This window comes from Pseudarthrobacter phenanthrenivorans Sphe3 (assembly GCF_000189535.1).
In the GTDB taxonomy this organism is placed as follows: domain Bacteria; phylum Actinomycetota; class Actinomycetes; order Actinomycetales; family Micrococcaceae; genus Arthrobacter; species Arthrobacter phenanthrenivorans.
In genome coordinates this window covers 852,956-864,917 of sequence record NC_015145.1, presented here as the reverse complement: position 1 = coordinate 864,917, position 11,962 = coordinate 852,956, and the positions used below count along the sequence as shown (strand labels likewise).

Sequence of the window (11,962 nt, the reverse complement as noted above, 5' to 3'; positions counted from 1 at the left end):
GTTGGACTGATGTCCCTCATTCGCGCGTTGAGCAAGGAGCTGGAGGCACGCAGCGATGATTCTCTGCGGGCGCTGTTCGCTGCGCGGCCGGACCTCATCTCACCCACTGTCCCGGATTTCCCCGCCCTGGCTGCACGGGCCAGTGCCCGGCTCAGCGTCCAGCGTGCCCTGGAACGGCTGAACCGGCCGCAAATGCAGGTCCTTGAGACCCTTCACCTCAGCACCAACACGGACACCGGACACAGCGCATCCGCCGCCCAGCTCCGCAAGCTGATTTCAGGTTCTTCGGCCGCAACCGTTGAACGGCTCCTGGCCTCGCTGCAGGAACTCGCCCTGGTGCACCGCGCCGAACCCCCGCACGGCGTTGCGGACTCTGCCGCGAAGCACCGCTACTACCTCCCCGTCGGTTCGCTGAAGGACGTGGTGGGGATCTACCCGGCAGGGCTGGGCAGGAGCTATACGGAACTGGTCCGCCTCCAGCCGGCCTTCGCGCAGCGCGCGGTGCAACTGGTTACCGAACTGCACCGCAGCGGAGTGGCGATTCATGGCGCCACCACGCCCATGGAGGCCGCACTGGCGCTGCAGCACTGGACATCCTCCCCTGAGGCCCTCCACAGCATCCTTGCCACGGCACCGGAACGGACGACGGCGCTGCTCGCCAGGTTCCGGAACTGGGCCATGGGCGCCGTACCCCAGGCGCAACGAAAGGCCTCCATCAGCGCCGAGGGGTCCGACGTCGGACCCATTGACTGGCTCCTTGCACGGGGCCTCCTGGTGCCGCTCGACGCGGCGCACGTGGAACTGCCGCACAGCGTGGGCCTCTCACTGCGCGGCGGCGCGATCATCGACGACTTCACCCTCTCACCGCCTGTTCCCCAACTCGGCCGGACCACCGCCGCCCTGCGCAGGAACGCAGCACTCAGCGCCATCTCCGAGACGCTGCGGCTCGTGGGCGAACTGCTTCACGCCGTCCGGGAACAGCCCCTGGCCACTTTGCGCAGCGGCGGTGTGGGAGTGCGGGAGATGCGGCGGCTCGCGGACCTGCTGCGGATCGACCAGCAGCACGTCGGAGTCCTGCTGGAGCTGGCCGCGCTGGCCGGCCTCATCCGCCTCGACGTGGACTCTTCATGCTGGGTCCAGCCACCGCAGCTTGAATGGCTCATCCTTCCGCGGCAGGAACAGTGGCTCTGGCTGGTCAATGCCTGGCTTGCCAGCGAGCGCGTGCCCTCGCTGGTGGGCCAGCCCATCAGCGGATCCCGCGGGGTGCCGGCTGCGCACAGGTCAGCCTCCGGCAGCACCATCATCGCCCTTTCCGCCGAGGCGCAGCGGCCTGATGCTCCGGTGGTCCGCAAACGCATCCTCGAGATCCTGAACGAACTGACCCATGAAGCGGGTCCTGCAGACGGCACCGCTCCCGTGCTGGATGCGGCAGCCGTCCTGCAAAGGGCGGAATGGGCCCAGCCCCGCATGGCCAGGCGGTTCAGCTCCATGATCCGCGGAGTGCTGGCGGAGGCTGAACTCCTGGGCCTGGTGGGATCCGGAGCCCTCAGCCAGCTGGGAAGCGCCCTGGCCCAGGACAATCCCGACGACGCCCTGGCCATCCTGGGCGAGCATTTGCCGGCAGCCCTGAACCATGTGCTGCTGCAGGCGGACCTCACGGCGGTGGCCCCCGGCTACCTTGCCCCGGAACTCGCCGGAAAACTTCTGCTGATGGCCGACGCCGAGGGCCAGGGACCCGCCACCATCTACCGGTTCTCTGCGAACTCCATCAAGCGTGCGCTGGATGGCGGGTACGACGCTGCCGGGATCATGGCGTTCCTCCGCGAGCACTCCGCCACCGCGGTGCCCCAGCCCCTCGAATACCTCATTGAGGACACCGCTTCCCGGCACGGACGATTGCGGGTGGGGGCGGCCGCCAGTTTTATCCACAGTGAAGATGAAGGCGCGCTCCAGGAACTCCTCTCCGGGCCCAAGGCTGCCGGGCTGAACCTGGTGAGGATTGCCCCCACCGTCCTGGTTTCCTCCGCGGCTCCGCGCGAAACCGCCCAGGTCCTCCGGAGCCTCGGCCTCTCCCCCTCCGTGGACGGCGCCGACGAGCCTGTTGTCCGACTCCGGCCGGCCCCGGCACAGCCGGACGCCCAGCGCCCCGTCTATACCGCACCACGCACGGCGCCCGCGGCGGAGGAAGTGGACGCCCAGCTGGCCGTCCTGCGGCAGGCGCGTCCCGCCGTCGGACACCATGGATCCGCCGTGCACGCCGGCGAAGTGGGCACCCAGCTGGGGCTGGAGGCACTGCAGCGCGCCATCCGGCTCAAGCAGCGGATCAGCATGAACGTGGTGGACAGCATGGGGAATGCCAACCTGGAGATCGTTGTTCCGCTATCTGTAAGCGGCGGACGCGTCCGGGTCTTTGATCCGGCAAAGGAAACTGAACGGGTGCTGTCCATCCACCGCATTATCGATATTGAGGCTGCAGAGGAACTGCGCCAGTGAAGGACAACCCTGCGTGAAGGACAACCCTGCGTGAACGACGGACCCCTGATCGTCCAGAGCGACAAAACCATCCTGCTCGAAGTGGACCATGTGCTCGCAACCGAAGCCCGGCATGCCATCGCTCCCTTCGCGGAACTGGAGCGCGCACCCGAGCACATGCACAGTTACCGGCTGACACCGCTGGGCCTCTGGAATGCCCGCGCTGCCGGGCTGGACGCGGAGAAGGTCCTGGATACGCTCCTGAAGTATTCGCGCTTCCCCGTACCCCATTCGCTCCTGATCGACGTCGAAGAAACCATGTCCAGGTACGGACGGCTGCGCCTTGAAAAAGACCCGCAACACGGCCTGGTCATGCGGACCGACGACTACCCCGTCCTGGAGGAAGTAATCCGCGCCAAGAAAATCCAGCCCCTGCTGGGGCCCCGGATCGACGGCGAAACCGTGGTGGTGCACGGCTCCCAGCGCGGACAGCTCAAGCAGCTCCTGCTGAAGATCGGCTGGCCGGCGGAAGACCTGGCGGGGTATGTGGACGGCACCCCGCACCTGATTGCCCTGAATGAGGACGGCTGGAAGCTGCGGCCGTACCAGCAGATGGCAAGCGATAATTTCTGGGCCGGAGGCAGCGGCGTTGTGGTGCTGCCCTGCGGTGCGGGCAAAACACTTGTGGGCGCCGCTGCCATGGCGACCGGCTCTACCACCACCCTGATCCTGGTGACCAACACCGTGGCCGCCCGGCAGTGGAAGGACGAGCTGCTCAAGCGCACCTCCCTCACCGAGGACGAGATCGGCGAGTACTCGGGTGCCGTGAAGGAAGTCCGGCCGGTGACCATCGCCACCTACCAGGTGCTGACCACCAAGCGCGGAGGACTGTACCCGCACCTGGAGCTGGTGGACGGGCACGACTGGGGCCTGATCATTTATGACGAGGTGCATCTCCTGCCGGCCCCGATCTTCCGGATGACCGCCGATCTGCAGGCACGCCGGCGGCTCGGCCTTACAGCAACGCTGGTCCGCGAGGACGGCCGCGAGGGCGAGGTCTTTTCCCTGATCGGGCCCAAACGCTATGACGCGCCCTGGAAGGACATCGAGTCCCAGGGCTATATCGCGCCTGCAGACTGCGTGGAGGTCCGGGTAGACCTGCCCAAGGATGAACGGGTGGCCTACGCCATGGCGGACGACGCCGACAAGTACCGGCTCTGCTCCACCTCCGAGTCCAAGACCCAGGTGGTTGAGCAGCTGGTGGCCCGGCACGCGGGCGAGCAGCTGCTGGTGATCGGGCAGTACATCGACCAGCTGGACGACCTCGGCGAGCGGCTGCAGGCCCCGGTGATCAAGGGCGACACTTCGGTCAAGGTGCGCCAGAAGCTCTTCGATGCGTTCCGCGCCGGGCACATCCAGACGCTGGTGGTCTCCAAGGTGGCCAACTTCTCCATCGACCTGCCGGAAGCCTCGGTGGCCATCCAGGTGTCTGGTTCCTTCGGCTCGCGGCAGGAGGAGGCGCAGCGGCTGGGCAGGCTCCTGCGGCCCAAGAAGGACGGCCGTGCAGCCCGGTTCTACTCGCTCGTGGCCCGTGACACCCTGGACCAGGAATTTGCGGCAAAGCGCCAGCGGTTCCTGGCCGAGCAGGGCTATGCCTACCGGATCATGGACGGCAAGGACGTGGAAACGGCTGAATAGCTCCCAGCCGCGGTCATAGTGGTGCGAAGTGCACCGGCCGGGCTGCGTGGACTTGTGGCGCGGACGCAGGCTGGCGTGCAAACTGAAGGCATGCAGCGCACCCCAACCCCCGTAGTCCCCCTGCCCGGCCAGGAAGCGGCGTGGGATTATCCCCGTCCCCCGCGCGTCGAGGCTGGCAGCGCGAGGATCCGGATCGTCCTGGGCGGGGAGGTGGTCCTGGACAGCGTGGATTCGGTCCGGGTCCTTGAAACCAGCCATCCCCCTGTCTACTACTTGCCCCGATCGGCCTTCGCTCCCGGAACCCTGGAACCTGCGGATGGAAGCAGTTTCTGCGAGTTCAAGGGTGCGGCGCAATACCTCACAGTGCGTGGCGGCGGAAAGGTTGCTGAGGCTGCGGCCTGGTTCTACCCGGAGCCGGCTCAAGGCTACGAAGCGCTGGCAGGCCGGGTGGCGGTGTACCCGGGAAGGATGGATTACTGCGAGGTGGACGGCGAGCGCGTCCGCCCCCAGGCCGGAGGCTTCTACGGAGGGTGGATCACAGAACGGGTGGTGGGTCCGTTCAAGGGGGGAACCAGGAACGTTGCACTGGTAAGGGACCGCTTCCGTGGCCGTCCCGGGCGGATTCAGGTCCCATCCGGTTCCCAACGAATATCCAGACAACTCCCAGAGTCTGGGAGCATGATGGGAACATGAACAAGAACGGTCCAGAAGCAAAGCTCCTCGTTGTTGACGACGAACCCAACATCCGCGAGCTGCTCTCCACGTCGCTGCGCTTTGCCGGCTTCGATGTGGTTTCCGCTGCCAACGGACGGGACGCCCTGGCCGCCGCGGACGCCCACGCCCCGGACCTTGCCGTGCTTGACGTCATGCTTCCGGACATGGACGGGTTCACCGTCACCCGCCGCCTCCGGGCCTCCGGTAAGCACTTCCCCGTACTGTTCCTGACGGCCAAGGACGACACAGAGGACAAAGTCACCGGCCTCACCGTCGGCGGCGACGACTACGTCACCAAGCCCTTCAGCCTGGACGAGGTGGTGGCGCGGATCAGGGCAGTCCTGCGCCGCACGCAGCCGCTGCTCGACGACGACGCAGTGATCCGCGTCGATGACCTGGAGCTCGACGACGATGCCCACGAAGTGCGGCGCGGGGGCACTGTGATCGAGTTGTCCCCCACCGAGTTCAAGCTGCTCCGGTACCTCATGCTCAACCCCAACCGCGTGCTGTCCAAGTCCCAGATACTGGACCACGTGTGGGAGTACAACTTCAACGGTGACGCCTCCATCGTGGAGTCGTACATCTCCTACCTGCGCCGCAAGGTGGACATCGATCCCGATGCCCCCGCCCTGATCCAGACCAAGCGCGGCGTGGGCTACGTGCTTCGGACGGCAGAAAAGCGCTGACCTTGCTGCAGCGATGGAAGTCGGCCTCGCTGAGGACGCAACTGGTGGCCATGATCATGGCCCTGCTGATCGTGGCCCTCACGGTAACGGGGGCAGGAACGCTGGCGCTGCTGCACAACTATCTTCAGGCGCAGGTGGACGACAAACTTTACGCGGCCGTGGACCTGGCCCGGAAGCAGCGCTCCTTCACCCAGCTGCAGGCACCCACCAACCCGATGGTCCCCACCGACTATGCGCTGATCCTGTTCGCGCCGAATGAGGAGCCTTACCCGTTCGGCGGGGATCCTGACAGCCGGCCGGACATCAGCTCGCTCACTGTGGAGCAGGCACAGGGCCGTGGCGCGGTACCGTACCAGGTGCGCGGCACGGACGGCGGGAACTGGCGGGTGGTGGCCGTGCCCGTGCAGAACAACCAGACCACCGCCGTGGTGGTCATCGGGCTCCCGCTGAAGAGTGTGGACGATGTCCTCAAACACGCCACGGTGGTGGTCACCGGGGTTGGCCTGCTGACCCTGCTGCTGGCCTCCCTGATCGCAAGCTGGACGGTGTCCCGCGCGTTCCGGCCCTTGGCGCGGGTGGAAAAAACCGCCGCCGCCATCGCCGCCGGCGACCTCTCCCGCCGAGTGGACGTGGAGAATCCCAGTACCGAGCTTGGCCGCCTCAGCAGCTCATTGAACGCCATGCTCGCCCACATCGAAACGGCTTTCGCAGCCCGCACCGCGTCCGAGGCGAGGATGCGCCGGTTCGCCGCTGACGCATCCCATGAGCTGCGCACCCCGCTGGTGACCATCCGCGGGTTCTCTGAGCTGTACCGCCACGGTGCCCTGGCCACGCAGGAGGATGTGGCCACGGCCATGGGAAGGATTGAAAGCGAAGCCAAGCGCATGGGCTCCATGGTGGAGGACCTCCTGCTGCTGGCCCGCCTGGACGAGCAGCGGCCGCTGCAGCAAAAGCCCGTTGACCTCCAGCTCATTGCCCACGACGCAGTGGTGGACACGCAGGCCAGCGACCGTTCCCGTGCGATAGCACTGCTGGGGCTCGACGGCGGCCCTGCAGCGCCTGCCCCCGTACTGGGCGACGAGGCAAAACTTCGGCAGGTGGTGGGCAACCTGGTGGGCAACGCACTCCGCTACACCCCGGCCGGCAGCCCCATCGAGCTGGCCGTTGGAGTCAGGACTGTGGAGGACGGACGGCGCCGCTCAATCATCGAAGTGCGCGACCACGGACCTGGGATCTCCGACGAGGACGCGTCAAAGGTTTTTGAGCGTTTCTACCGGGCCGATACCTCCCGCACCAGGGAGACGGGCGGAAGCGGGCTGGGGCTGGCCATCGTGGCCGCGATCGTGGGCTCCCACGGCGGCTCCGTGCGGGTGGAAAAGACCGACGGCGGCGGGGCCACCCTTGTGGTCAGCCTTCCCCAGCGTGACGACGCAACCGCAGACGCGCCGGACGGCAGAACCGATGCAGCCGGAACCGCGGAGGAGAACAAAGGCAGCGACGGCGAGGTTATCCACATATAGCCGCGGGCCATGGCGGGACCCGGCCCCGGCTGCCTACGCTCGATTCCAGTGGTCCGGACCAGCCGGGCCGGAAGCGAAAGGCACACCATGAGCATCATTTCCGTTGATACCGAACTGCTCCAGCTGAAGTCCGCCACGGTCCAGGCAACGGTGGACAGGATCAGCGCGGACGTTCAGGCCATGAAACGGGGACTGGACGAACTGCAGGGTTCATGGCGGGGTTCCGCCGCCACGAACTTCCAGACCCTGATCACCGAATGGACCATCACGCAGGGAAAAGTCGAGGCCTCGCTGGCCTCCATCAACGCAGCCCTGGCCTCCGCGGCAGCCACCTATGCCCAGGCGGAGCAGGGCAATACCCAGCGGTTCAGCTGAACGGAGGGGCATTCCCGGGGTTGGCAGGGGCTCCCCGCAGGGGCCCTGCCGCTGAAGGGAGCCCCAGACTCAGGCTTCGGGAGTGCCCTGGTGGAACCGCAGCCGCCACCGGTCACCGTCAAGGACCCACAACGAACTTCTCAGGGTGGTGCCGGAACGCGCGAAGCTGCGGTATGTGAGGAGGACGGCAGCGGGGCCCACACGGTCGGCGCCAAGGATTTCGATGTCTGTGCGCTCCCCCGGGTCCTCTTCGAGGGCCATCATCATGGCATCCCGGGTCCACACCCTGCCGGAACTGCCGATCTCCATGAAGTCGGGGTGCAGCAGCACGGCCGTGCGTCCGATATCCCCCCGCACCAGGGGGCCAAGCAGCTCACGCTCCAATTCCTCCACGATGGATTCAGGCGGTGGGGCACCTGCCTGGCCAGATGTGTCCGCCGCATCGAACTCTCCGCTGCCCAGCTGGCTGAACAGATCCGGCTCATCGTAGCCCCCTGCCGGTCCCTGCAGTTGCGCTGCCGCTTCCGGCCGGGCCTGCGGCGCCTTCACCGGCGGGCCTCCCTGGGCAGTCGCTGCGGCTTTGGCGGCGGGAGCTGCGTGGTGGGCGCCGGGGAAGCCAGGTCCGGAGCGGGCAGCCACACCCTGCTGATAGGCAGTTGCGGCAGCCCTGGCGCGCTCGTCTGCAGCTTCGTTGAGGTCATGCCCGGCGTGGCCCTTAACCCATTCGAAGGTGTACTTGCGGCCGGCGAGCTCGCGGTCCAGTTCCTTCAGCAGATCCACGTTAAGGACGGGTTTGCCGTCCGCTTTCCGCCAGCCTTTCCGCTTCCATCCCGGCATCCACTTGGTGATGGAATTGATAACGTACTGGCTGTCACAGAGGATGCGCAGGTCCTCCTGGGGAACATGCGCAGTCGCGCGGAAAAGATCCAGGACAGCCATCAGCTCTCCCTGGTTATTCGTTCCATGGGGCCAACCGCCTGCGCGCCAGCAATCCTCGTTCACGTACCAGGCCCAGCCGGCCGGACCCGGATTTCCCAAGGCCGAACCGTCAGCCGCTGCAGTAATCGTCACCGGTCCATCCTGCCAGACCGGCACGACAATCGGCGCGCTGACCGCTGGAAAACGGTTACCCGAATCTCTTGACGTAAGCGGCCCGAGCGCGGAAGAATCACTCATATCAAATGAGAAAGCGTTTTCTCACCCGCCACGACATGGGGAAGCAGCGGCTGCTCCGTGGGATAAACGCCATCAGAACAAGGAAGGCCATCAATGACGATCCTGACCCTTAGCAGGAGAAGGTTCCAGCTCGGCGCAGCAGCCCTCGCCCTGTCCCTCCTCGCCACAGGCTGCGGCAGCTCAACCAGCGCCGGGGGCAATGAGGAAGTGACCCTGCGCTTTGCATGGTGGGGCAACGAGTACCTGAATACCCAGACCGAAAAGGTCATCGACGCCTTCGAGGCGGAACACCCGAACATCAAGATCGAGTCAGAGCCCGGTGAATGGAGCAGTTACTGGGACAAGCTGGCCACCAAGACAGCAGCCAACGATGCTCCGGACGTCATCCAAATGGACCAGAAGTACATCGCCGAGTACGGCGGACGCGGTGCGCTCCTTGACCTGTCCAAGCAGGACGGCATCGACACCTCCAAGCTGGACAAGGAGGCCTTGGCCTCCGGCCAATACGACGGCGCGCAGTACGGACTCAGCACGGGGCAGAACGCCTACGTCATCATGGCCAACACCAAGGTGTTTGAGGCAGCCAACGTTCCTGTCCCTGATGACACCACCTGGACGTGGGACGACTTCATAGAAACAGCGTCCAGGATCAGCGCCGCAGGTGACGGAAAGAACTACGGCGCCGCCTACGGCAGCAACGAAGCGGACCTGATCATCTGGCTGCGCCAGCACGGGGAAAACCTCTACTCCGAGGACGGCAAGCTGGACTTCGACACGGCAACGGCGGCGTCCTTCTGGGAGCGGCTGAAGGAACAGCGCGATTCGAAGGCAAGCCCGCCCGCCACGGTGGCCACGGAGGATTCGGGAGCGGGCCTGGAGGAAAGCCTCTTCGGGACCAACCGGGTAGGAATGGCGTGGTGGTGGACCAACCAGCTCGGGTCGCTTGAGTCGACCACCGGCAGCAGCATCAAGATGCTTCGGGCACCGAGCGTCGACGGGACGGCGGCGAAGAACGGCATGTACTACAAACCCACCATGTTCTGGTCCGCGTCCTCGCGCTCAAAGCACCCTGAAGCAGCGGCCACGTTCATCAACTACCTCACCAACAGCCCCGAAGCGGGCAGCATCCTGATGACGGACCGCGGAGTGCCCACCAACACGGAGATCGTGGAGAGCATCACCCCGTCCCTGAAACCTGCAGACACCACGGTGGTGGCTTTCCTCAAGGACATCGAGCCTGATATCAAGGATGCTCCGCCTGTTCCGCCGGTGGGCGCGGGCAGCGTGCAGAACGTGATCAAGCGGTTCACCGACGAGGTGCTCTACGACCGCCTCACCCCGCAGGCAGCGGCCGAGGCGTTCAAGAAGGAAGTGGAAGGAATGCTGGCCAGCGCCCGCAAGTAGGCCAGCACCATAAGGGCGGAAACATAAAGGCGGCCCCCTCATCAGAGGGGGCCGCCTTTATGTTTGTGCGGGACAGGGTCCAGCGGGGAGGCTTAGAAGCCGCCCATGCCGCCCATGTCGTCGCCGCCGCCAACCGGAGCGGGGTTCTTCTCCGGCTTGTCGGCGACTACTGCCTCGGTTGTGAGGAACAGGCCGGCAATGGAAGCCGCGTTCTGCAGGGCAGAGCGGGTCACCTTGACGGGATCGTTCACACCTGCAGCCAGCAGGTCCACGTACTCACCGGTTGCGGCGTTCAGGCCATGGCCGGCGGGCAGGCCGCGGACCTTGTCCACCACAACACCCGGCTCCATGCCGGCGTTGAAGGCGATCTGCTTCAGCGGAGCGTCGATGGCAACGCGGACGATGTTGGCACCGGTTGCTTCGTCGCCGGACAGCTGCAGGTTGGCGAATGCCTTGGCACCAGCCTGGATGAGGGCAACGCCGCCACCGGCGACGATACCTTCCTCAACAGCAGCCTTGGCGTTGCGCACGGCGTCTTCGATGCGGTGCTTGCGCTCCTTGAGCTCGACCTCGGTTGCGGCACCGGCCTTGATGACTGCAACGCCGCCGGCCAGCTTGGCCAGGCGCTCCTGCAGCTTCTCGCGGTCGTAGTCGGAATCGGAGTTCTCGATCTCGGCACGGATCTGGGCCACGCGGCCGGCGATCTGGTCGGCGTCGCCTGCACCCTCAACGATGGTGGTCTCGTCCTTGGTGACAACAACCTTGCGTGCCTTGCCCAGCAGTTCGAGGCCGGCGTTCTCCAGCTTGAGGCCAACTTCCTCGGAAATGACCTGGCCGCCGGTGAGGACGGCGATGTCGGCAAGCTGTGCCTTGCGGCGGTCGCCGAAGCCCGGAGCCTTGACGGCAACGGACTTGAAGGTGCCGCGGATCTTGTTGACGATCAGGGTGGCCAGGGCCTCGCCCTCGATGTCCTCGGCGATGATCAGCAGCGGCTTGTTGGACTGCATGACCTTTTCGAGGACAGCAACCAGTTCCTTGACGTTGGAGATCTTGGAGTTGACGATCAGGATGTACGGATCCTCGAGGACCGTTTCCTGGCGCTCAGCGTCGGTCACGAAGTAGGCGGAGATGTAACCCTTGTCGAAGCGCATGCCTTCGGTGAGCTCAAGCTCCAGGCCGAAGGTGTTGGACTCCTCGACCGTGATGACGCCTTCCTTGCCCACCTTGTCCAGGGCTTCAGCGATCAGGGCGCCGATTTCGTCGTCACCGGCGGAGATGGACGCCGTGGCGGCGATTTCTTCCTTGGTTTCGATTTCCTTGGCGGAGTTCAGCAGTTCGGCGGTGACGGCGTCAACGGCCTTTTCGATGCCGCGCTTGAGGGACAGCGGGTCGGCGCCGGCAGCAACGTTGCGCAGGCCTTCCTTGACCAGGGCCTGGGCCAGCACGGTAGCCGTGGTGGTTCCGTCGCCAGCGACGTCGTCAGTCTTCTTGGCAACTTCCTTGACCAGCTCGGCGCCGATCTTCTCGTAAGGATCGTCCAGTTCGATCTCCTTGGCGATGGAAACACCATCGTTGGTGATCGTGGGGGCGCCCCACTTCTTCTCGAGGACGACGTTGCGTCCACGCGGGCCGAGGGTGACCTTAACGGCGTCGGCGAGGGTGTTCAGGCCCCGCTCAAGGCCGCGGCGTGCCTCTTCATCAAATGCAATGATCTTGGCCATAACGGCAGTAGTCCTTTCGGGACAGTCGTTAAGAATGAACCTTCGCTGCAGTGCCCGCGACGGACGGTCCTTCCCCGGCGGCCTCTGTATGCCTCCGGCTGAGGACCTCACTCCAGTGAGGTGTTTCTTCGCTCCTCGACCGGTGCCGCGCGCCGCCGGCCGGAACCTGGCATTGCTTTAGCAGTCGGTACGTCAG

At 65.6% G+C, this 11,962-nt stretch carries 9 protein-coding genes; 7 read left to right on the top strand and 2 right to left on the bottom strand.

Annotated elements, in window-relative coordinates; genetic code table 11:
* Positions 1 to 9: 9 nt before the first annotated feature.
* From ASPHE3_RS04065 to ASPHE3_RS04040, 6 genes are all read left to right on the top strand, one after another.
* Entirely contained in the window at positions 10 to 2,493 is a 2,484-nt protein-coding gene (locus tag ASPHE3_RS04065; protein WP_013599961.1) for a helicase-associated domain-containing protein, read from the top strand.
* Positions 2,494 to 2,523: 30 nt separating this feature from the next.
* Entirely contained in the window at positions 2,524 to 4,170 is a 1,647-nt protein-coding gene (locus tag ASPHE3_RS04060; protein ID WP_013599960.1) for a DNA repair helicase XPB, read from the top strand.
* Positions 4,171 to 4,260: 90 nt separating this feature from the next.
* Positions 4,261 to 4,863, top strand: coding sequence for a DUF427 domain-containing protein (locus ASPHE3_RS04055; protein WP_013599959.1), 603 nt, complete (start codon positions 4,261 to 4,263; stop codon positions 4,861 to 4,863).
* Positions 4,860 to 5,570, top strand: a complete 711-nt coding sequence (locus tag ASPHE3_RS04050; protein ID WP_013599958.1) for a response regulator transcription factor — start codon at positions 4,860 to 4,862, stop codon at positions 5,568 to 5,570. Before ASPHE3_RS04055 ends, ASPHE3_RS04050 begins: the two co-directional genes overlap by 4 nt.
* A gap of 2 nt (positions 5,571 to 5,572) precedes the next feature.
* The gene (locus tag ASPHE3_RS04045; RefSeq protein WP_041651967.1) at positions 5,573 to 7,090 is read left to right on the top strand and encodes a sensor histidine kinase; all 1,518 of its coding nucleotides are present in this window, start codon (positions 5,573 to 5,575) and stop codon (positions 7,088 to 7,090) included.
* Positions 7,091 to 7,177: 87 nt separating this feature from the next.
* On the top strand, positions 7,178 to 7,465 hold the full coding sequence (locus tag ASPHE3_RS04040) for a WXG100 family type VII secretion target (RefSeq protein WP_013599956.1): 288 nt from the start codon (positions 7,178 to 7,180) through the stop codon (positions 7,463 to 7,465).
* Between the two features lie 69 nt (positions 7,466 to 7,534).
* Here the strand turns inward: ASPHE3_RS04040 and ASPHE3_RS04035 are convergent, their stop codons facing one another.
* Positions 7,535 to 8,536 carry a ribonuclease HI family protein gene (locus tag ASPHE3_RS04035; protein ID WP_013599955.1) on the bottom strand — a complete coding sequence of 334 codons (1,002 nt, stop codon included), beginning with the start codon at positions 8,534 to 8,536 and terminating at the stop codon, positions 7,535 to 7,537.
* Between the two features lie 198 nt (positions 8,537 to 8,734).
* On the opposite strand from ASPHE3_RS04035, the gene ASPHE3_RS04030 reads away from it, so the two are divergent.
* Positions 8,735 to 10,045 carry an ABC transporter substrate-binding protein gene (locus ASPHE3_RS04030; RefSeq protein WP_013599954.1) on the top strand — a complete coding sequence of 437 codons (1,311 nt, stop codon included), beginning with the start codon at positions 8,735 to 8,737 and terminating at the stop codon, positions 10,043 to 10,045.
* A gap of 92 nt (positions 10,046 to 10,137) precedes the next feature.
* Here the strand turns inward: ASPHE3_RS04030 and groL are convergent, their stop codons facing one another.
* A complete protein-coding gene (groL, locus tag ASPHE3_RS04025) occupies positions 10,138 to 11,766 on the bottom strand; it encodes a chaperonin GroEL (protein WP_013599953.1) in 1,629 nt (542 codons plus the stop codon).
* Between the last annotated feature and the right edge of the window lie 196 nt (positions 11,767 to 11,962).